Consider the following 19,650-nt stretch of genomic DNA (forward strand, 5'->3'; position numbering starts at 1 on the left):
TCCCGCTGCCCCGTGGAGGGCGCGGTCTCAGTCGAGAGCTAGGCCGGCCGCCTCCAGCAGGGGCACCATCCTGGCGGCGGCAACCGGCGCGCCAGCACGCTGCAGGGCCGCGATGGTCGATGCGTCGGTGGCGCCGCGCAGCCGAGCAACGGAGGTCGTGTGTACGGTGAGCATCTGGGCCGGGTACTCGGCGATCAGAAGACTCAACAGCGCATCGGGTGTCATCACTTCGAACCCGAGCGGGGCCGCTACGTCCTCCGGGAAGTCTTTCGTGTTTGCCGTGCACAGGATTGTTGCCTCTGCAGCGATGGCAGCGGCCAGTACATGGCGGTCGTCATCATCAGGCACTTCATCGAGGATCTCCCGGCTCCACGCGATGGCGATGATCTCCTCATCAGCGGCATCGAGCAGATAGTCACGCAGCGCGCGCGAGTACAGAACGTTGGCGTCGACGAGGACGGCCCGGACCATTCCGGGCAGGTCGAGATCCTCGGTTACTCGGTGAGGCCCAGCTCGTCCTGCAGATCGGCAAGCTCCCCCAAGGCTGCCCAACGGCGCGGACGCTCGGCGTCAAGGAACGCCCGGATCGAAGAGACTCGGACGCGGTGATGGGCGCCGACCATACGGAAGTCGAGCACGCCTTGGTCCATCAGCTTGCGGACCTGCGGCCGTGACATCCCCAGCAGCTCAGCGGCCTCGCTCGGGGTGACCTCGGCGTGCCCACGCGTGAGGAGAACCTGCTGGCCGCGGGCACGCGCATCAACCACACGCGCGAGCAACTCGGCCGTCTCCCGCGAGAGGGAAACCTGCACCTCGTCACCGCCGGCATCCAGAGCACGATGGACCGCCGCTACGTCACGAGCGAGCATCTCCGTCATCAGCACCCCTCCATCTGCTCTACTTGCTCCATCTGCAACAACTGTACCGCCTGGGTTGTGCGACGAACTGATCGACATCGGCAGGCTCCGGCGCCACCGTCGTCGCCAGTGGCACCAGCACCGCGCCCCCACACTCGGACCCGGCCGTCGATCCTTCGGATGACCGGACGGTCATGGGATCAGCGCGAAGCCGGCGCAACACTGCCAGGACATCGCGTCGTTCCGCCCAGAATGACGTGATCGAGGCCGTGTCGCGCGCCACACAAGCACGGACCCGGCGCGTGACGCGACCTCGCCTGTCTATTCATGGACGCTGCTTCAATCTCGAGGGCGAGAGTGGCTGGAGCGGATCCTGCACACGATAAATGCACGAAGGGTCAGTTGCGCGTGGAGGACGCGTCAAGAAGGGTTCACGCGCTCCATCGCGATCCGGTAGGAGTTGAGCTCATTGTTGTACCGCCGCTCACGTCGCACGAAAGCGTCAACGCCGCCCTCCATGATCTTCTGAATGTCCGTCCGCACGAGCTGGTTCTCGATGGGGCCGCAGTGCTCGACTTGGCCGGCATCGCCCATCGCTGTGGATCGAATCTTGAGGGAACCACTCTCGTTCTCAAGAACAATCACGCGTTCGGCGTCCGCATTGACCGGAATGTTCGCGTTGTGGGTAACGACGATCAGCTGTCGCGCCCATCGACTTCGCCTAAGTTGGCGCACGATGAGCTCGCTGATCCATTCGGTGTCCAGATCATCCTCAGGCTGGTCCAGAACGAGCGGCTCTTCACCATAGTGGAGGACGAAGCCCAGCATCGCGGCACTGCGCTGCCCAGGTGAGCCGGTCGTCAGGGGCTGCCAATCCTCATCTCTGTCGGCATCGCCGTCGTCACGAAGGAAGCGCATGCAGACTTCGTCATCTGGCAGTTCGGCTGCCAAGCGTGTCCGGATCAAGGGGTCGACGTCGCTCAACCGACTGGCCCAGGCAGGTCGCATTGCTGCTCTTGAGGCGAGGCCCGAGAAGTCTCCTGAGATGCACGCCATCCGCCACGCATCCACGCGGTGATCGCGATGCTCTTCGTCTTCCCAGATCCACGACGCGAGGGCTGGCACGTCCTCGAGGAAACCGTCGGATCGAAGGTTGAGCAGGACTCGAGTTTGCTCAACCCACGACGCGGTATCGGCCAGGGTTCGAATGGTAAAGCGCAGAGTTTGACTCCTGGCTTGGACCTGCCGCAGTAGAGCCGTCCGATCGACGCGGCGCTGATCGACAAGCGCAAGGACTGCTCGCCAGGCCGCGCCTGCATCTGCTTCGAGTTCTGGCAAGGCGGAGCGCCTTGACTGAAGATCACGTTCGGTCGCCTCTTGCACCGCGAGTTGGGCCCGAATTCGACCGTATGCGTCGGGATCGAGGCCGAGCTCCGCCAACTCTCGGACCAGCTGTTCTGCGTCCGCTGCGGCTCCGCCAACAGAGCTGCGCCATTCGGCGAAGTCAGGACTCTCGGCATAGAGCGATTCGACGGTCGATCTTGCGGCATCTAGCGCGGACCGCAGCGTGCCAGCGATCTCCTCCCTCAACTCACCAAGTCGTCTGAGCAATGCAGACGCACCGCCGGAGCGGTCGGTGGTGTCAGGGAGCGTATTTGGCGCCGTGGCACTCGACGCCTCTGTCTGGATGGCGTCCAGGCCACGGAGGAGCCCCAGATGCTCCTGGGTTACCAGGCGCGACTCTTCGAGAAGGGCGTCGTTTCGCATTCGGCGGGCTCGACTCGCTTCACTGTCAAAGGCATCGACTTGCCGACGCAGCTCCGAAACCCGCTCCTCAACGGCAGCCAGTTGCGACACGGCTGCGCGCTCGCCGTACAGACGTCGTGCTGCCCCAACCCATGAAGTCCGGGCCTCGTCGAGTGCGGCGTCGAAAGCAGCCCGATCTCCCGACTGAATGTCTTGGCCTGCCAATGCGTCATCGACGAGCACGAGCAGGTTCCGAGACGTGACGAACGGATTGTCCTTTGAACTGGCCGCACGCTCGAACAGCTCCTTCTGGCCCACCACACGAACGCGGAAGTCGGTCGGGGTTTGACGAGAGTCCCGTCGTATCGTCGTGGATCCGGACGCCATCGTCCAAGTACTGCTCTGGACCTCGCCGCTGTGTGCAAGGTGGTGCGTCCCAGTGACTGCCGCCTGAGAGAAGACGGTGTCGCGCAGTTGCTCAGCATCCTCCCGAGTAGCTGGTGGAAGCGACTCGATGTTGCCGTACAGGAGCCGCAACCCTGAGACCAGAGTCGACTTGCCCGAACCTCTTCCTCCGATGATGACGTTGAGATGAGGATCAAGAGCCGCTTGGAGCGGCTCGTTCGCGGTAGACAGGTTGGCGAGATGAATGGATTGAACCCAGGCGTGAGAGACATCGTTGGGCGATCGATCCGCCGGAGCGAAGCGGGGATCCCAATCGCAAGCTATTCGCGCGCTATGGTCGAGAAACGCCTGACGCAGCGCCTCGATCGTCGGTGTCTCCATGCGGATCCAGGTGTACCGCCCACCAAGGTCCTGCAGCGCGTAAGCGTCACTGGTCGACACGAAAGGAAGGTCGGCGAGACAGGGGTAGTCGGTCAGTTCGCGGCGTGTGAATCGTGCTCGCCAGGAGGCTTGATTATCGATGGTTCCTGGGTCACCGACGTCGATCGCGCCAAGGCGAGCATGATGGATGGCCTTCCAGCGAATCGATCCCTTGGCGGTGTTGCCATTCGTCAGCCCGTTGTCTCCGAAGACGTGAGGTGCAACGACGAGGTAACGCTCAGGCAGCTTGTCTAGAATCTGAGGCAAGGTAAATGGTGATGGCATCGGTCGCGTTGGGTCAGTTGGATCGAATGGAGGATTGTCGTGATCAAAACCGCAGCAGCCAGTGAGGAGCGCAGTTAGCTCGGCCTCGGTCGTCTCGGGTCCACCGAAGACGACGACGTGAATGCCGTCTGCACCAGGGCCGCTCGTAAGTTCAAATCCGGGGAAGACGACGACATCATGCTTTGCGCCGGCCCGAACGAGCAGCTCTGCACCGTCGGCAGTGTTGTGCGCAGCCAGCACCACGACTTCAAGGCCGACCTCGCGGGCGCGGGCCATGTACACATCCGCGGCAGCCTCGCGCCCTGCTCCCGTCTCAAGGTCCCACCCCGGCTCGCCGGTGAAGTCCGGCGACCACGGCGTGGAGATCTGCAAGTCGCACTTCCACCATCGTGTCATCGGACAACCGCCCCCAATTCAACTCGCCTCACGCCATCCACTCGCATTGTCGCCATACCGTAGCTGCCACGTTGCTCGTCGGCGGGAGACTAGTGCAATCCAATGAGTCCGACGCGCGTCACTTCGCCGCGTGTACGGCTGGCTCGGATCCGGATTGGAGCCCGTGGTGACTCTGGCCGCCGCGGCCCGTGACAGCTAGCTCGTGTGGCAGCCCGGGGCGCACCAACGGCAGCCGTTCACCTGCCTGAAGTGGTTCTTGGCGGCCCGCACAGCCGCGGAGCAAGTTCCGTGGTGCCCGAGGTCCACCCGGTTGGCGGGCGTCGGCAGGCACCACTTGTTGGCCGTGACGTCGTGGACCTCGTGGTCGCCGTTCGACTGGGCAGTGCTGTTCACGCAGTAGGTAGGCATGCGTCAACTCCTTTCAATAAGAGCCCAGGGTGGCAGATACCCCCGACACAACCCTCTGCGAACCGACGCGAATGCACGATCGCTCCCGTGTGAAATCCGATTCAATTCACCCCGGCGCTTTCGCTTGCGTTCGCTGAACGACATGTCCGACCGCGTCATATCGCCGCGTACGGTCTGGTCGACGCGGCCAGCGACGCTGCACCGCTTGTGGAGGGCCCTGTGCTCAGGTATGCCGGTATCCGTTGTCCATGGTCACCTCGAGGACAGACCCGGATGGGGGTGGTGCGGCTGGCCGCCACGTCTGGCGGTGCCAGTCCCCGGTCACGGAGAGTCCGAGGCGGTATCCGTCGACGAGGACGACGCCGTTGGGCGCCAGTACGCGGATCTTGTCGATGTTCCGGCCGCGATATTCGACGGTGAACGAGCCCCCATCGTCGGTGATCGCGAGATCACACCCGGAGAGTTCGGGCGCCGAGGCCGGGCCGGACCGCCAGGGAACGGTGATCGTGGAGACCTTGGCCTCGACCAGGACCAGGAAGTCCACGACGAGCGCCGCCAGCGTGCCATCGGCCGCCACACCCCAGTAACACGGGTAACCGCCGTCGCCGTAGCCGCTGGTCACCATGGCGGCGTCATTCGTCTCTCCATTCAGGCTGAAGACGGTCCCGGGTGCATTCGATAGCCGCTGGGCCTGGGCCTCAAAGAGTTCCTCCACGTGTTGCGCATCGCAGCGCACCAGACTGGCCAGATCGAGGATCGCGACGTTGCCGTAATCGACGCCCACGACATGGGAGCCGTTCGTGCGCGTCGCGGGATGCCAGCTGACTGGCGGCAGCTCGGACAGACGCACGCGCACAGCGACGTTGGTCCGTCCGACGGTAGCGACCTCCACCGGATAGCTGCCAGCCGGCACGCGACGGCCAAGAGGCTCGAGATCAGAGTCTCCGTACCCGAAGTCGCGGACGGTCAGCGCGCCCAGGTGACAGGTGATCTCGCCCAGTTCGGTGACCTCGATCGTGGCCGGCTCTTCGAAGAAGACGACCTGACGGCCGGCGCTGAACAGGGCCGGGAGATCGAGCTCGAGACCCGGATCGATGTCCGACAACGGCGCCTCCTCGGTCGAGCCGGCCAAGAGCCGCGCCGCCTCGGCGTCATCGACAAGTAGCGAGCCGGGTGGATCAAGGAACGACAGGATCTGACCGATGCGCCACTCACTGCCTCGGCGCACGAGCCGGTACTCGTAGTAGGTGGGCAGGATGCCGACGTCGATTATCGAGCGCACCGTGGCCTCGTCGCCGTCCACCTCGACGGTGGTGATCCGCTCAAGGGCCGGACCATGCGCCGGGGACGAGGACATCACGCCCTCCGCGCCGGTGCTACCTCCAGGCACACCGTGCACGTCGATGAGAACGGACAGCTCCCGAACCCACCGTTCGTAGTCCGCCGGATCGAACGACGATCCGGTCGGTGGCCTGCCGTACCGCTCCCAACTCTGGTGGAAGTCGGCAACGAACGCCTCTACCCGGGCGACGATCTCATCAGTCACGGTCGGAAGGTTACAGACCAGCCACCCATCACATCCGAATCCGGGCAAGCCTCATGGTCGACACCGCGGCCCGCGTCGATCAATCGCATCGGCCCGCTTGGAAACGGCATCGCACGGCGGCAGCGGACGCGTCATACCGCCGCGAAAGACCCAGGTGCGCGCACGAATGTCTCGCCCTGGAACCGACCACGTTCACCCGCCTCACCGCCCGCAGCTCCAATAGCGTTCCGTGGCGCTCGCCGCCACGACGTACCTGATCCCGCAATGCGCGCGCTGCGCCTGTCCATGACATTCGCCGCCTGGACCCTCTGGCCCTCCAGTGCCCGGCGACAGCTGCTCGCCGCATTGGCTATGTCACTCCCACGTCACATCACCCCGCGAGGTCGCCCAGTCGGCATCCTCGTCGCCGCCGAGATGATCGCCGCCATCAGACTGTTCCTGGGCCGCCGGGCTGCGGCACACCGCGTTGACGTGGATGCCCTACGCCGGCATCTCGCTCGACGTGTTGCAGAAGGTCGCGGGCCACCAGTCGCCCGACGTGACGTCGCGCTACCTGCACCCGGATCTGTCGGCGTTACAGGCCGCCGCGGAGTCGTTCTCGGCGTGGTGGTCCAACCCCGGTCCAAGGTCACCCCGGCTGCGGCTGGTCGGCGGCGGCGCCGGCCACGAAAACCCCCGCTGACCTGTGTCAACGAGGGTGATGGATTGGTCGGGCTGACAGGATTTGAACCTGCGACCCCCTGACCCCCAGCTCTCTGCTGTTGCGAACACGCAGGTCAGCCTGCTGAGCACGGTGTGACGAGCCAGGCGCAATCGTGCGTCGCGTGCGGAGTGGAGTCCGCCGTTGGTCCGTTTCTGGTCCGTCGCTCAGCGCCATCTGTAATCGCCCCCGGCCGGTGCGCGAACACCGGTCGGGGACTTGATCCCAACCTGTAGTAGCAGGAGGAGACCCATGGTCACCGTACCGAAGTCGAAGAAGCGAGAGATCATCACCCGCGCACCGTTCGTGCATCCCCACGTCGGCGAGATCGTCGCGTACCACGACGAGGAGGGCCCGACCATCGATGTGACGATCCGACCGGAGGGCAGCGAGGAGTACGCGCAGTTCGGTCTCACCGCGGCCGGCGCGCACGAGTTGGCCGACGAGCTGCACCGCATCGGCACCATCGTTCAGCGGGCCGGCTGGACCCCGATCATCCTGTCGGACGCTCGGGCGTATCTGCCGGGCATGACCGACGAGCAGATCATCGAGCGCCTGGACCGGCTCTACCGCCGCTGGGGCGGACTCGTGATCGGGTTCCGTGGCCGGCTGGATCGCCGTGCCGGCCTGGCGCTCGCCCTCGAAGTGCACAAAGAGACGTTGGAACGCTCGGCGGCGCTGGTCGAGGAGCACGCGGAGAGGCTGTCCGGCGTCCCGGAGTTGGCCGATCGCCTAGCGGAGCTGCGCTCGTCGCTGGAGGACGTACGACAGCTGTACATCGCTGAGCAGGAGTACCAGTCGTGACCGGGCCTGTCGATCGCAATGCGGCATGTTCGGTGAAGTGGTGCGACGAGGCCGGCACGCACAAGGTGCATCGCAAGTACGTGGCGTCGGTGCCCGGCGGGATTCGTGGCGGCGGCCTGGTCGGCGTGAACCTCGCGCAACGCGTCCAGCCGCGCGCGTCGGTGTGCGTGGAGCTGACGGTGACCACGCCGTGGGCGTCGACGGCCGGCCACCTGTTCGCCGCTGCGTCCGTACAGGAGATCGCGGCCGCGCTGACCGAGGCAGCCGAACGCGCTGCGGAGCTCGACAGCACGACCCGTGGCCGGCGCGGCTGATCGATAGCGCCTTGCAAGGGGCGGCTGGCTCTCGCTCGCTCAGTGTCGAGCCGGGCGAGAGCCGGCCGCTCGCGTGGCAGGAAGGACATTCGTGGACGACAAGCGACTGTCAGGGTATCCTGACGGTGGAGTGGTGATCGCGGAGAGCGCTCGCAAGCACGGCGTGTCCGATGAGGACATGGTGCACGCGGCGCGACATGCGATCGCCGAAGTTGGGCAGGGCGACCGTGTTCTGCTCATCGGGGCCGGGCTCGACGGCAGCCTGTTGGAGGTCGTGGTGCTCGACCCGGACACCGATCCGGTGATCATCCATGCGATGGCTCTCCGGCCGAAGTTCTACGCGTACTTGCCTTGGGGGCGGTGAAGCACATGACCAACAAGCCAGACAAGGACCAGCGAGCCGCCGACGCCGAGGCATGGCTCGACGGACTCGACCCCGCCACCACGCCGGCGGAAGACACCGCGGACCTCAAGGCCATCGCCGAGGCCGCCGACCAGGTGGCCCTCGCGGAGCGACGACTTCGCGCCGCCGTCCATACAGCTCGCGTAAACGGCCGTTCCTGGGCTCGCATCGGCCTCGCACTCGGCGTCAGCCGCCAATCCGCCCACGAGCGCCACGGTTCCCGAGCCAACACCAAACGAGCCTCGTAGGCCCGGTCCCACCGCCAGCCGTCCCCACTCTGCGGCGTCGACCTCATAGCTGCCGATCGTTGACCGGAGTGCAGGGGGTCAAGGGTGGCGCTTGCGCCATCGCGCAGCGACGTCAAGATGGTTCGCCCCGTCGTCGACTCAGGGCGACATGCCGGCTCGCCTGGCGAACGATCTTGACGCCCTTGACGCCCGGAGTGGAGGCCAAAGAATGGCCGCGATGAGGGGGACGGCGCTCGGTGACGTATCCACGTTGCCCGAGTCGGTGTCGGCCGCTCGTGCGCCGCGCCCGGTCACGCGCCCGGAACGGCCGCTAGGCCGCATGCCCGGCGCGTGGCCGGGTGCGCGGCGGCGCGCTTGCGCGCCGCCCTTGACGGAGTACAGAAAGTTCTCACGCACGACACAAAGCAACCCAAGGTCGCGCGTCGACGGGCCAAGTCGCCACCCCAGCGTCACCGGACCGGGGGTTCGGTGACGAGACATGGCACATCCTGTGGCCGGAACTGGCCGTGGAACCGGCACCAGCTCGTGGTTGAGTCGCGATGGGATGGTGGTTGGCGAGGGTCGGCCCGGTGGCTCGTTCGGACCCGTTCCGATAGGTCCCCTGCCGCGCCGCCGTTGCGGTAGGCGGCGCCGTGGTCCGGCGTACTTACGGTGTTGGCGCGATTGAGCAATCCTGCGTCATTTCGTCACCGGGCGCGCACAGCACAACCTTGACGTGAACGGTCGTTGTGGCTTCACTGTCGCCAGCCTCGTAGTGGACTTCGAAGCCATCCGACCACCCTGTCGTCGCGCCGGTCCTGACCAGCTCCACCGCGACCAGAGCGGGCCCCTTGTCTTCATCGCATGGTCGGGTGACGACGGTGACTTCCGGATCTATACCCAGTTCCTCCATTGGCGCGTAGTCCGCGCCGAGGATCCCATCGGCAGATTCCACTACCGCGAACCTCTTAATGGTGATGTTCTGATCGTCAATGGGCGCCACCGTCGTAACCTCTATCGTGCCCTCGCCATCGACGCACACTGGTAGCGTCGTGTAGGTGAAGGGCGTTCCTTCGGCCACATCAGAAAACGTGGATGTCGCTCCCATGTCGTCTCCCGAGGCAAGCATTGGATGCTGGCCGGAGTCCGGAGTTTCGTCCGCACGCCGACCAGCATCCCCGGTGCATCCGGCCAGGAGAATGTAAACGATGAACGAGACCCCTAGGCTCTTGGCTGGCATCATGGAATTAGTTTACCGCGAGCGCACGTCGATCAGTGGCGAGCTGACCCAACCTGAACTGGTGTTGCCGCAGATATTGGTCGGTTGCCGCACGACAAAGGCCATGTTTGTTTCGACATTCCAGCCCGACTGAGCAGAAACACTGATGGGGCCGACGTCAATTCCTCCGGTGAACGTAACGTTCTTGGCGCTGCCTTTCCGGTGGGTTCCACTGGTGTATGGCGTGCAGCCTCCAGGGGGATTGTGTGCCTTGCGGGCGACTCCGATCCAGTGCGTCAGAAGGGAGTGCATGCTAATTGGCTTGTACACATAGCGCAAATTGCACCAGTCGTTATACTTTTTATAGTTGACCCTGTTGTGAATTGCTGAGCCTCCTGCGGTAAAGCCACCCACTGAACTTGACGCATTGTGCGAAATCTTGATAGATCCACCAAATGAGGCACCTTGTCCGCTGGTCGGCTGAAACGCGACGCCAAGTGTATGATCTACTCCCACACCCTGGTTGATCGTCCCTGGGGCGCCGGACCAAGCCTGCAACACTGCGAATCGCTCAGCTAAGCCGTTGAGGTTGGCAACGACATAGTAAGGGCACCTCGGCTCAAGGCCGCGCGCGGCGGCGATACGCCGTTCAAATCCCGAATTTCGGGGTTGCGTCTGGGTCGTGGTGGCTGCACGTGCAGCTGAATCCGACAACTCCGTTCCATCAAGGTCGACCATTTGATCTCGCGGCATGGACGGATCTGTCACAAGACCGGTGGCCAGATCGAAGGTCACAACCGTCTGGATTAGGATAATCTTTTCCTGGCCCGGCATGTAGTTGGCCGGAAGCCACCTTGTGCCACCATGGTTCTTGAGAGTGAGGAACCAACTGGCCTGCGATGTGTGGTCAGCAACATTAATTTCAAGGTCTAGTTCCTGGTCCGAATCTGCAATGGCAGGATCCAGAACGATTTCGACCACGCCGTCCGATCCCGTCGCCTGCACGCCGACGGTCCGGGTGGGGATCGCGTCTCCGTCCTGCAGAGTGCTCTCGACCTCGGGAGTCGGCCAGACGTCAACCACTACGTCGCCAGCGACCGGCACCCCATCTCGAACTAGTCGCACTTTCAACGAATTCGGTGTCGCGGTACTCTCTGCGTCCGCACTGGCTTCGGTTGGAGATGCGGGCAGAATGCCTGCTAGCATGATCACAAGCGCACCTGCAACGATGGCTTTCATAAGATTGCCCCCTCGCCCCGCACGAATAGATAGCGACAATCCGCCATGTAGGCGTATGTCGCCTTATTAGCTAGCCCTGATACTAGCGGAAGGCAGGCAGAAGCGAATGTGACGTGCGTCACATGCCGGAGCGCGCTGGCATGCAGGAACGTGGCAATGCTCAGCGTCGATGCGGCTGGCCCCAGCGTGCCCGGCCGTCGTCGACGGTGTTGCGCTGTCAGTGGGCTATGCACGACAAATTGGCACAATGGATCGTGTGAGGCACATGTTGTGTGGGAGTCCCGGTTCGCCACCCGGTCCTTGTGCGAATGGAGTACCGGCGAGCGTGAGGGCGCGACGCGCGACGGCCCCCAACGTGCTGGGCTAAGGACTTACCAGGAATCCCGCACTCTTCGAGTCTCCTCGTCTATGGCGTTCCGTATCTTGCTCCATGGCAGCTGGCGCCCCGGCATGCTGCGCGGCGCATGCAGTGGCCAGACGTCATCGCCTACCACAAGGCGGACTCCGACGCTGCCCAGTGTGTTCATGTATCCGTGCCACGCTGGGTGCGCCGCGTGCGCGGCGTTGATTCGAGGGAAGACGACGATCGGCGGTGCCCTGTTGCCTATCGCCTCGCTCACGCCCGTGAGCGCGTGGTTATCGGCTATGCCGAGGGCGAGCTTGGCCACAGTGTTCGCAGTCGCAGGAACAACCGCATAGCAGTCCACCTGCGGATGCGGACTCGCCTCGCTAGGCAAGCGGCCTCGATCGCGCACAGGCTGGCCCGTGGTGTCCTCGATCCTGTCGAACTCCCCCGATGCTCGTAGCCAGGTTGCCGCTGTCGGTGTGACGGTGACGGCGACGGTCCAGCCGTCGCGCTGCATGGGTTCGATCAGCTCGGTCCGGAGGTCTTCGATGCCGCCGGCAGCGCAGGCGATGAGTCCGAGGACGGGGCCGGTCATACGGCTCGGCAGCGTTCAGCGAGCTGAATGACGACGGACTGACGGCCGCCCATGGTGACGGGCGATCGTCGGTAGATGGCGCGCACGGTCTCGCGGACGGCCGGGTTGTGGCGAACGAACTGCGGTGCCTGCTGCTCGGCCATCAGCAAGGCGTCGACGGCTTCCTCGTCCTGGGCAAGGTGGCTGTAGGCACGGGCCACGTCGATGCGATGACAGACCTGCCGCTCGATGGGAAGCGGGCTCGGGTCGATCCGCGGGCCGTGCTCGGCCACGTAGGCGACGTCACCGAGGTCCAAGGCTGTCGAAACGCGATGCACGTGGACGTTGGTCGGACCAAACGCGGTCTGCCAGTGGTTCGCGTCGTGGCCAAGCCGCGCCGCTGCCTCGGTTGCTCGGTCGAGGAGGTCCGTTGTTGTCGCGCGGTCCTGCCGTCGGGCAGCAGCCACAGCCATGCGTAAGTCGAGCATGCCGAGCAGACTGAGCGCTTCGGGCTCGCCGGCCCGGACCGTGCTCATCAGCCAGCTGCGGGCAGCGTCTCCGACTTGAAGGGCGTCGTCGTAGCGACCGACCGACAGGAGCGCGTGAGTACCGGCGCGCGCGGCAGAGGCGAGGGCGAGCGGGTCCTCGGACTGGCCCGCTGCGCTCATCGCTCGCTCGGCCGCGATCCAGGCGAGGTCGACCTCACCAATCTTGCTCAGCGTCGTGGCCGCCAGGTGGTGCACTCTGGCAGACACCCGCCAACCGGCCCGCGTCCCCTCCGCTTCGAGCGCCTGAGCCGACGCCAGCAGCTGAGGCAGGACGGCGACGGTGCGGCCGAGGCCGCCGTTCTGGTAGTCGTCCCAAGCGGTCACCGTCAGCCGCTCGGTGTGCGTGACGTCGATCTGCGCGATGGCGGTCTGGTTGAACAGCAACTGTGAGAGCCGGCGTGGGCTCATCAGCGCATCGCGGATGGCAGGCACGTCGTCGCTTTCACGATCATCCTCGACGAGGACCGGTTGGCCGATAAGGTCGGCCAGGGTGACGCGCAGGGCACGCGCCAGCTCGGCCAGGATGTCGAGTCGCCGGATCTCGCGCTCACCGCGCTCGATCTTGCTGAGCCAATCCTCGGAGCGGCCCACGAGGTTCGCGAGCACGGATTGGGTCAGGCCGCGCCGCACTCGGTAGAACGCGATGCGTTCTCCGATGCTGAGGGTGTCCCCTGCTCCACGCATGGTGTCAACGATAGGTCAGCAGGTCAGTCATGTACCCGGACAGTTTGTCCGGGCGTCCACTTGCGGGGCGGGTTCTGCTGGTGGTGTGACAGCCCCCACCAGCGAACGAAGCACGCCTGCCCATGGTCACTCGCGGCCGGCCGTGAGGTCGTCGACCCGTTCAGTCAGGGTCCGCACGGCGTCCTCAAGGCGATCAAGCCGGGCCTGGGTGTCGCCGGGTCGACGAGCCGCAGCGCTCACGTCGTCGGCGACGAACACGCCCTTGCCCTGGCGGCCGACGATCAGCCCATCTCCGCGCAACTCGTTGAGCGCGTCCCGCACGACGGTGCTGGACACGCCATGCTGCGCGCGCAGCTGGGTCATCGACGGCAGCTGGCTTCCAGGCGACAGCTCCCCCGAGGCAATCCGCGCGCGCAGCTCATCCGCGAGTTGCCGGAACGCGGGTGCGCTCGACATCGACATCCTCCGTGTCATCCGGACCTGTTGCCGCACTATGTGCAGCCGGTCTGAACACCTTAAGGCCATAACCTACAAGCCATCTTGACGCACTATGTCGACATAGTGCACTCTGAAGACGTCCCGCACGCCTCCGAGTGCGGGATCGGGGAGAGTCCCCGGCTACGAAAGGAGAGGTCATGGCGACCTATGCAGTGGACAGCAATCGGCAGATGATGACGGCGACCGGCGTGGTCAACTCGGTGCACGAGTGGGAGGACACCCCGGACGGGCGTCGGCAGTCCGAGCGCCAGGCGCTCGACGAGGAAACACGGATGCCCTTGTGGGCGGTCGAGGTCAACTACCGGACGATGTCCTTCGACAGGGAACTGACGGCTCGCGCACTGGTGACGGTGCCGGCACCGTCGAAGCCGGAGATCGCGGACTACTCCCCGATCGAGTTCGGCGACCTGATGGCGTCGCCGCGGGCGACGAAGGCCGGCCAGCTGGTCGAGGCGTGGCGGGCCGGCGGGATCGCGTCGCACACGCCGCCGCGCAAGGACGCCGGCAAGACCACCTCCGGCAGCGGCGACAAGGCGGCCTGACCATGACCGTCATCGAGATCCCCACCGACGCCTACCTCGCCGCTGACTGGCTCGCCGCCCGGCATCCGTGGGTTCGCCAGCTGGTCGAACGGATCGCCGGCCCGGTCGACCGGCGTGAGGACTGGCTCGACGTGCTCACCCAGGCCGTCAACGACAGCGACGGCGACGGTGCCGCGTGGGTGGAGTACGAGCGCCGGCATCCGGCACCGGCAGAGGACGCGGCGTTCTGGGAGTGGCACGCGCAGGGTCCGCAGCCCGCACCGCCCGTCCGAGCGTTCGGCGTCATGTCCGGCGGTGAGAAGAGGCTGATCCGCCTGGTCGCCACCCTCGGCGGTCGCTTGGGGTGGTCACCGCTGGACGTGTCGTTCGACCAGCGCGGCGCCGCCGTGCTCGCGGACTGGCTCGCGATCGTGCACGCCCAACTCCCCGCCTCGATGTATCCGGCGGCCAGCGATGACGCGCTGATCGTGCGGCTGGCCGCAGTGAACGACGCGACGAACGGCGAGGTTCGCGCCGTCTCGCGATGAGACCCCACCGGGGACGGGTCAAGGCCTAGGAAACCGCCCATCCCCGGTGGCCCCAATCAACACCCCCGAATGGAGGGGATCGGTGTGTCCAACCCTACGACCTGGCGACGCCCACTCGCTGCCCTTGGCGTCATCCTCGCGCAGCTGCTGACCGTGGCCGTCCTCATGGTTGGCGCCGACGAGGTCAGCGCCGAACGGTCCGACATGGTCCGCGACGCCTCGGTGACTCGTTGTGGTGATCGCTCGTGAACGGGCAGCCGGTCTTGTTCGGCGTGCTGCCATTCCGCACCGGCGAAGCCGCGTACTCGTTCCCGTGTCCGTCATGCGGCCGAACCGACTCGGCCCGGCCCGACACCGTCTGTGACGCCTGCCCCCCTGCTGCGCCGCCGGCCAAGCGCAAGATCGCGACCCGGCGTCGACCCGGTAAGGCGACGACCTGATGTCCGCACTCGTGAGGTGCTCTGGTTGTGGCCGCTCGGTGGCCGCCGTTCAGGCGTGGTTCCACCCGGGCACCGGTGACACCGTCTGCGACCTCTGCCATGCCGCCGCCCACTTGCGGCACGCGGCCCTGACAGCTTCCCAAGGACTGATTCGATGACGCCCCGACCCGTGCTGACCGCGAAGAACGTCAAGATCCTCGCGACGTTCGTGCAGAACCTGTTCGATCACGACTCGCTGATCCGGCGGCTGCTGCGCGGATTGGGCTGGGTGACGCTGACGCCGCTGATGCTGCTGCGCAAGCTCCCCCTGGTGTTCGCCGCCGGCTGCGTCCTGTTGCTCGCCTACTCGGTGCTCGGCGGCGGTGGCCTGGTCCTGCTGTTCGTACTCCCGCCGGTCGGTTGGGTGGTGTGGCGGCTCGCGCACCCCGAGTCTGCGGAGCGGGTCGCCGCGCTGGTGCGGGGACGGTGGCGGTACCGGCGCATCTACCGCAAGCACTGGCCCACCGTCGCCGCCGGGTGCGGCCTCGCCGTGGCTGGTCCATTCGGCCGCCTGGTCGCGCCCGAGCTGGTGCGGGTGATCGGCCACCCCGCAGCCGATGCCGTGGTGGTGCGCCTGTTCGCCGGCCAGTCGCCCGCCGACTATGCCGACCGCGCCGACGCTCTGGCGCACGCGTTCGGCGCCACGCAGGTCCGGGTCCGGTCCGACCAGCCCGGCACGGTGACGTTGCTGTTCAGTACCGGCGACATGCTCACCGACCCGATCCCGGCGATGACGCTGGACGCAACGGACGTGGAGTTCGAGGCGCTACCGGTCGGGTTCACCGAGGACGCCAGCCCGTATCGGCTGCGGCTGCTCTACAGCCACGTGCTGACGGCCGGCGCGACCGGGTCCGGGAAGGGCTCCGCGCTGTGGTCGACCGTGCGTGCCCTCGCGCCTGCCGTCCCGTCCGGTGTCGTCGAGCTGTGGGTGCCGACCCGAAGGGTGGCATCGAGCTGGCCATGGGCCGGGCGCTGTTCTCCCGGTTCACCGCCGACGACGAGCCCGGCGACATGGTCCAGCTGGTCGTCGAGGCCGCCGACCTGGTCCGGGCACGCTCGAAGCAGCTGCGGGGCCACAGCCGCAAACACACCCCCACGCCCGATGAGCCGTTCGTCGTGCTGATCATCGACGAGCTGGCCTACCTGACGGAGTACCAGGACGACACCAAGCTCAAGCACCAGTTCAACAAGGCCCTCAAGGTCGTCCTATCTCAGGGTCGCGCCGCCGGCGTCTCGGTGCTCGCGTTCGTCTAGGATCCCCGCAAGTCCGTGGTCGATGCCCGCAACCTGTTCCCCACCAAGGTCGCGCTCAGGTTGGACACCGCGTCCGAGGTCGAGATGGTGCTGGGCAAGGACGCCTGGGAACGTGGCGCACGCGCTGAGTCGATTCCCGAGGCTCTGCCCGGCACGGGTTACGTGCTCGTCGACGGCGACCCCACCCCGGTCCGGATCCGGTTCACGTGGGTCACCGACGACGACATCCGCGCCATGGCCCGCGACTACCCGGCCGCGCCGCCGGCACCGCCGCGTCACGGGTTCACCGTCGTCACCGACACCGACAAGGGCGACGACGACACGGGAGCGGTCGCATGAGCACGCGCGAGCTCGGACATACGGAGCTGCTGTTCCAGCTGGCGTCGCTGTCGCACTCCCGCGCCGCACAGCAGGCCCGCGGCTGCGTCAACCCGATCAGGCTCACCGGCTCCTCGACCACCATCCATGCCGCGACGGGTGAGGTCGTGCGCAGCTACTCCTCGAACGACGAACCGGATGGGCACACCTACGTGCGCTGCGGCAACCGCCGCGCCGCCGTCTGCCCGTCCTGCTCGCGGGAGTACAAGGGCGACGCGTGGCAGCTGCTGTCCTGCGGGCTGGCCGGCGGCAAGACCGTCCCGGAGACGGTGGCCGAGCATCCGGCGACGTTCGCCACCTTCACCGCGCCGTCGTTCGGGGCCGTGCACCGCCACACCCGGCCCACCAACGGCCGCACCGCGCCGTGCCGGGCCAGGCGGGACAGACCGCGCTGCCCGCACAGCCGGCCGCTGTCATGTGTGCGGCGGCATGACGCCGATGACCCGCAGGTAGGGCAGCCGCTGTGCTTCGAGTGCTACGACTACACCGCGCACGCCGCGTGGCAGTGGTGGGCGCCGCAGCTGTGGCGCTACTTCACCATGGCGCTGCGCCGCCGCCTCGCCCGCGCTGTCGGCCTGTCGATGAAGGCGTTCACGAAGGCGGTCAAGGTCTCCTACACGAAGGTGACCGAGTTCCAGGCCCGTGGCGTCGTGCACTTCCACGTCGTCATCCGCCTCGACGGCCCCGACGGCCCGGCCACGCCGCCGCAGCTGGGCCTCTCGGTGACGGACCTCGAGGACGCGGTACGGCACGCCGCCGCCCAGGCGCACAAGGACGTGCCGATCATCGGCGGGCAGACGCTACGGCTGCGGTGGGGGAAGCAGCTCGACCTGCGCACCATCACCCCCGGCGCCGGGCGCGACAACTCCGACGGGCCAGCACATCCGCACCAGGTCGCCGCCTACCTCGCGAAGTACTTGACGAAGTCGACCGAGGACTTCGGGCTGCCCGTCGCCGGTAAGCTCTACAGCGCCGGTCACGCGGCCAAACGCGGCGCGACCCCGCACGCCGTCCGGCTCATCAAGGCGGCACAGCAGTTGGTTCCCGTCGACGAGGACTACGCCCGGCTCAGGGACCGCTACGCCACCCTCGGCTACCGCGGCCACCCCATCACCAAGAGCCGCGCCTACAGCGTGACCTTCGGCGCACTCCGCTCCGCCCGCCGGCACTGGCGACAGAAGCGCGCCCAACTCCCCGCCGACGCCGACGTACGAGACGTCCTCGACCTCGACCAGGAGGCGGCCGACGACACCACCACGCTCATCGTCGTCGGCGACTGGCACTACGCCGGACGCGGCTACCTCGACACCGCAGCCGCCGCCAACGCCACCCGCTCAGCCAACCTCGCCCGCATCCGCCGCGCCGACGGCGTCGCCAGCTGATCGGACCGAAGTGCAGGGAGAACGACCATGACCAGACAGAACCTTGGCCGGCTGTTGACTACCGAGGAAACGGCCGCACGACTTCGCGTGGACCCGTCCACCGTCCGCCGCTGGCGTCTCGACGGTGTCGGCCCGCCCTACCTCAAGAAGGGCAGCATCCACCGCTACCCGGCAAACGAGCTGGAAGCCTGGATCGCCGAGAGCCTGAGAGGCCGGCTGGCGTCATGAGCAAGGTCGAGAAACGGCCGCCCGTCGGCGTGGAACTAACTGTCGACATCGAGGAGGTCCAGTTGAAGCGCGGCGGTGTCTCCTTCTGGGCACGGGTTCGCTGGACAGATCCGGTAACGAGTCGCCGTGATGGCGTCAAACGGGCTCATCCGACAATCGATGCGGCCAACGCCTGGGTCGACCGGATGACACGGGCTGCGTCGACGGGCCTGGATCCTGGTCAGACGCTGGCTGAGTACGTCGCGACCATCGGTGCTCGGTGGGCTCGACAGATCGACAAGACCTCGACGTTAGGCGTGTACTCGGCGGGTCTGCGGCTGCGCGTGATCCCGACCCTCGGGCATCTGCCGGTGAACATGATCACGGCCGGGCTGATCGACCGCGTGATCGATGACTGGGAGGACAAGGGCATCGGCGGCTCGACCATCAAGAACACCATCGCTTCCCTGGTCCTGGTGCTCAACGAGGCCAAGCGTGACGAGTTGATCGATCGCAACCCGGCCGACGATCGCGCTCGCCGTACTGCTGTCGGCCGTCGCACCGGCGACGATGAGGAGGAAGCGCCGAACCCGCGTGACTTCGCGCTGCCCGATGTCGCCGCGCTTGACGAACTGGTGGCGGAAGTAGCCAAGGCAGGCCGGCATCAGTGCTGGGGCGACATGGTGACGATCCTGGCCACGACGGCGATGCGGATCAGTGAGGCGTCCGGTCTGGAAGCACGCTACGTCGACTTGTCGAACGGGGTCATCAAAGTCGAGTGGCAGCTCTACCCAGGCGAGGGTGGGCTGGTTCGCAAGCGTACGAAGGGCCGTCGTCGTCGAGCGGTGCCGATCATCGAGCCGTTGGTGCCGACGCTGGAGCGTCTGATGGCGGGTCGGAAGCCTGATGATCGGTTGCTGCGTGGTCCGCGCGGGGGCGTGATCACGACGGCGACACTGCGCGATGCAACTCGTTGGGACGAGCTGGTGACGCGCCTTGGTCACCCGACGTTGGTCCGTCATGGTCTGCGGCATACAGCGTTGACGTGGATGGCTGACGCCGGCGTCTCGCTCGACGTTCTGCAGAAGGTCGCCGGGCACCAGTCCCCCGACGTGACGTCGCGCTACCTTCACCCCGACTTGGCCGCGTTAAAGGCCGCCGGCGAGTCGTTCTCGTCCTGGTGGTCCGGATCTGGTCCGTCGCGGCCTCAGCTGAAGATCATCAGAGGAGGTGATGCGACAAGCGAAAACCCCCGCTGACCT

At 66.3% G+C, this 19,650-nt stretch carries 22 protein-coding genes; 13 read left to right on the forward strand and 9 right to left on the reverse strand.

Going from position 1 to position 19,650, the window contains the following annotated elements:
- Positions 1-27: 27 nt before the first annotated feature.
- The 4 genes from BLV05_RS23700 to BLV05_RS23720 form a co-directional block, all read right to left on the reverse strand.
- Complete coding sequence (locus tag BLV05_RS23700) at positions 28-471, reverse strand: hypothetical protein (protein WP_052762588.1); 444 nt, start codon at positions 469-471, stop codon at positions 28-30.
- Positions 472-494: 23 nt separating this feature from the next.
- Positions 495-878, reverse strand: coding sequence for a helix-turn-helix domain-containing protein (locus BLV05_RS23705; RefSeq protein ID WP_046769585.1), 384 nt, complete (start codon positions 876-878; stop codon positions 495-497).
- 399 nt (positions 879-1,277) lie between these two features.
- Positions 1,278-4,109, reverse strand: a complete 2,832-nt coding sequence (locus tag BLV05_RS35975; protein ID WP_407717015.1) for a TrlF family AAA-like ATPase — start codon at positions 4,107-4,109, stop codon at positions 1,278-1,280.
- 631 nt (positions 4,110-4,740) lie between these two features.
- Positions 4,741-6,063 (reverse strand): DUF4241 domain-containing protein, encoded by a 1,323-nt coding sequence (locus BLV05_RS23720; RefSeq protein ID WP_046769564.1) that lies wholly within the window; start codon positions 6,061-6,063, stop codon positions 4,741-4,743.
- A 451-nt stretch (positions 6,064-6,514) separates the two neighbouring features.
- On the opposite strand from BLV05_RS23720, the gene BLV05_RS23725 reads away from it, so the two are divergent.
- From BLV05_RS23725 to BLV05_RS23745, 5 genes are all read left to right on the forward strand, one after another.
- The gene (locus BLV05_RS23725; RefSeq protein WP_267884875.1) at positions 6,515-6,745 is read left to right on the forward strand and encodes a tyrosine-type recombinase/integrase; all 231 of its coding nucleotides are present in this window, start codon (positions 6,515-6,517) and stop codon (positions 6,743-6,745) included.
- Positions 6,746-7,015: 270 nt separating this feature from the next.
- Positions 7,016-7,567, forward strand: a complete 552-nt coding sequence (locus BLV05_RS23730) for a hypothetical protein (RefSeq protein ID WP_046769566.1) — start codon at positions 7,016-7,018, stop codon at positions 7,565-7,567.
- A complete protein-coding gene (locus tag BLV05_RS23735) occupies positions 7,564-7,881 on the forward strand; it encodes a hypothetical protein (RefSeq protein WP_152690808.1) in 318 nt (105 codons plus the stop codon). The genes BLV05_RS23730 and BLV05_RS23735 overlap by 4 nt, the downstream gene beginning before the upstream one ends.
- Positions 7,882-7,972: 91 nt before the next feature.
- Positions 7,973-8,245, forward strand: a complete 273-nt coding sequence (locus BLV05_RS23740; protein ID WP_197683285.1) for a hypothetical protein — start codon at positions 7,973-7,975, stop codon at positions 8,243-8,245.
- The gene (locus BLV05_RS23745; RefSeq protein ID WP_197683286.1) at positions 8,242-8,532 is read left to right on the forward strand and encodes a hypothetical protein; all 291 of its coding nucleotides are present in this window, start codon (positions 8,242-8,244) and stop codon (positions 8,530-8,532) included. Before BLV05_RS23740 ends, BLV05_RS23745 begins: the two co-directional genes overlap by 4 nt.
- 646 nt (positions 8,533-9,178) lie before the next feature.
- Here BLV05_RS23745 and BLV05_RS23750 read toward each other — a convergent pair.
- The 5 genes from BLV05_RS23750 to BLV05_RS23765 form a co-directional block, all read right to left on the reverse strand.
- Positions 9,179-9,754 (reverse strand): hypothetical protein, encoded by a 576-nt coding sequence (locus BLV05_RS23750; protein ID WP_152690809.1) that lies wholly within the window; start codon positions 9,752-9,754, stop codon positions 9,179-9,181.
- Between the two features lie 9 nt (positions 9,755-9,763).
- Complete coding sequence (locus BLV05_RS35980) at positions 9,764-10,969, reverse strand: hypothetical protein (RefSeq protein ID WP_152690810.1); 1,206 nt, start codon at positions 10,967-10,969, stop codon at positions 9,764-9,766.
- A 371-nt stretch (positions 10,970-11,340) separates the two neighbouring features.
- Positions 11,341-11,910 (reverse strand): flavoprotein, encoded by a 570-nt coding sequence (locus BLV05_RS23755; RefSeq protein WP_046769571.1) that lies wholly within the window; start codon positions 11,908-11,910, stop codon positions 11,341-11,343.
- On the reverse strand, positions 11,907-13,121 hold the full coding sequence (locus tag BLV05_RS23760; protein ID WP_046769572.1) for a helix-turn-helix domain-containing protein: 1,215 nt from the start codon (positions 13,119-13,121) through the stop codon (positions 11,907-11,909). Before BLV05_RS23760 ends, BLV05_RS23755 begins: the two co-directional genes overlap by 4 nt.
- Positions 13,122-13,247: 126 nt before the next feature.
- Positions 13,248-13,577: a GntR family transcriptional regulator gene (locus BLV05_RS23765; protein ID WP_046769586.1), complete on the reverse strand. Its 330-nt coding sequence runs from the start codon at positions 13,575-13,577 to the stop codon at positions 13,248-13,250.
- Between the two features lie 179 nt (positions 13,578-13,756).
- Here BLV05_RS23765 and BLV05_RS23770 point away from each other — a divergent pair, with 179 nt between their 5' ends.
- The 8 genes from BLV05_RS23770 to BLV05_RS23805 all read left to right on the forward strand — a co-directional run bounded on the left by BLV05_RS23770 (position 13,757) and on the right by BLV05_RS23805 (position 19,647).
- The gene (locus tag BLV05_RS23770; protein WP_157524287.1) at positions 13,757-14,161 is read left to right on the forward strand and encodes a hypothetical protein; all 405 of its coding nucleotides are present in this window, start codon (positions 13,757-13,759) and stop codon (positions 14,159-14,161) included.
- A 2-nt stretch (positions 14,162-14,163) separates the two neighbouring features.
- The gene (locus BLV05_RS23775; protein WP_083421368.1) at positions 14,164-14,688 is read left to right on the forward strand and encodes a hypothetical protein; all 525 of its coding nucleotides are present in this window, start codon (positions 14,164-14,166) and stop codon (positions 14,686-14,688) included.
- A 594-nt stretch (positions 14,689-15,282) separates the two neighbouring features.
- Positions 15,283-16,290 carry a hypothetical protein gene (locus BLV05_RS23785; protein ID WP_157524289.1) on the forward strand — a complete coding sequence of 336 codons (1,008 nt, stop codon included), beginning with the start codon at positions 15,283-15,285 and terminating at the stop codon, positions 16,288-16,290.
- A complete protein-coding gene (locus tag BLV05_RS35985) occupies positions 16,284-16,421 on the forward strand; it encodes a hypothetical protein (protein WP_157524291.1) in 138 nt (45 codons plus the stop codon). The genes BLV05_RS23785 and BLV05_RS35985 overlap by 7 nt, the downstream gene beginning before the upstream one ends.
- A gap of 15 nt (positions 16,422-16,436) precedes the next feature.
- Complete coding sequence (locus BLV05_RS23790; RefSeq protein WP_052762591.1) at positions 16,437-16,760, forward strand: hypothetical protein; 324 nt, start codon at positions 16,437-16,439, stop codon at positions 16,758-16,760.
- Complete coding sequence (locus BLV05_RS23795; protein WP_083421370.1) at positions 16,757-18,181, forward strand: replication initiator; 1,425 nt, start codon at positions 16,757-16,759, stop codon at positions 18,179-18,181. The genes BLV05_RS23790 and BLV05_RS23795 overlap by 4 nt, the downstream gene beginning before the upstream one ends.
- A gap of 27 nt (positions 18,182-18,208) precedes the next feature.
- Positions 18,209-18,409: a helix-turn-helix domain-containing protein gene (locus tag BLV05_RS23800; RefSeq protein ID WP_046772486.1), complete on the forward strand. Its 201-nt coding sequence runs from the start codon at positions 18,209-18,211 to the stop codon at positions 18,407-18,409.
- Complete coding sequence (locus BLV05_RS23805) at positions 18,406-19,647, forward strand: tyrosine-type recombinase/integrase (RefSeq protein ID WP_082155799.1); 1,242 nt, start codon at positions 18,406-18,408, stop codon at positions 19,645-19,647. Before BLV05_RS23800 ends, BLV05_RS23805 begins: the two co-directional genes overlap by 4 nt.
- The last annotated feature ends 3 nt before the right edge of the window (positions 19,648-19,650 follow it).

It is taken from the genome of Jiangella alkaliphila (assembly GCF_900105925.1).
In the GTDB taxonomy this organism is placed as follows: Bacteria; Actinomycetota; Actinomycetes; order Jiangellales; family Jiangellaceae; genus Jiangella; species Jiangella alkaliphila.

Coding starts and splice junctions, on each gene's coding strand:
- BLV05_RS23700 (WP_052762588.1), bottom strand. CDS start 471: ATGGTCCGGGCCGTCCTCGTCGACGCCAACGTTCTGTACTCGCGCGCG.
- BLV05_RS35975 (WP_407717015.1), bottom strand. CDS start 4,109: ATGACACGATGGTGGAAGTGCGACTTGCAGATCTCCACGCCGTGGTCG.
- BLV05_RS23800 (WP_046772486.1), top strand. CDS start 18,209: ATGACCAGACAGAACCTTGGCCGGCTGTTGACTACCGAGGAAACGGCC.
- BLV05_RS23755 (WP_046769571.1), bottom strand. CDS start 11,910: ATGACCGGCCCCGTCCTCGGACTCATCGCCTGCGCTGCCGGCGGCATC.
- BLV05_RS23775 (WP_083421368.1), top strand. CDS start 14,164: ATGACCGTCATCGAGATCCCCACCGACGCCTACCTCGCCGCTGACTGG.
- BLV05_RS23785 (WP_157524289.1), top strand. CDS start 15,283: ATGACGCCCCGACCCGTGCTGACCGCGAAGAACGTCAAGATCCTCGCG.
- BLV05_RS23730 (WP_046769566.1), top strand. CDS start 7,016: ATGGTCACCGTACCGAAGTCGAAGAAGCGAGAGATCATCACCCGCGCA.
- BLV05_RS23805 (WP_082155799.1), top strand. CDS start 18,406: ATGAGCAAGGTCGAGAAACGGCCGCCCGTCGGCGTGGAACTAACTGTC.
- BLV05_RS23760 (WP_046769572.1), bottom strand. CDS start 13,121: ATGCGTGGAGCAGGGGACACCCTCAGCATCGGAGAACGCATCGCGTTC.
- BLV05_RS23795 (WP_083421370.1), top strand. CDS start 16,757: ATGAGCACGCGCGAGCTCGGACATACGGAGCTGCTGTTCCAGCTGGCG.
- BLV05_RS23765 (WP_046769586.1), bottom strand. CDS start 13,577: ATGTCGAGCGCACCCGCGTTCCGGCAACTCGCGGATGAGCTGCGCGCG.
- BLV05_RS23770 (WP_157524287.1), top strand. CDS start 13,757: ATGGCGACCTATGCAGTGGACAGCAATCGGCAGATGATGACGGCGACC.
- BLV05_RS23705 (WP_046769585.1), bottom strand. CDS start 878: ATGACGGAGATGCTCGCTCGTGACGTAGCGGCGGTCCATCGTGCTCTG.
- BLV05_RS35980 (WP_152690810.1), bottom strand. CDS start 10,969: ATGAAAGCCATCGTTGCAGGTGCGCTTGTGATCATGCTAGCAGGCATT.
- BLV05_RS23750 (WP_152690809.1), bottom strand. CDS start 9,754: ATGATGCCAGCCAAGAGCCTAGGGGTCTCGTTCATCGTTTACATTCTC.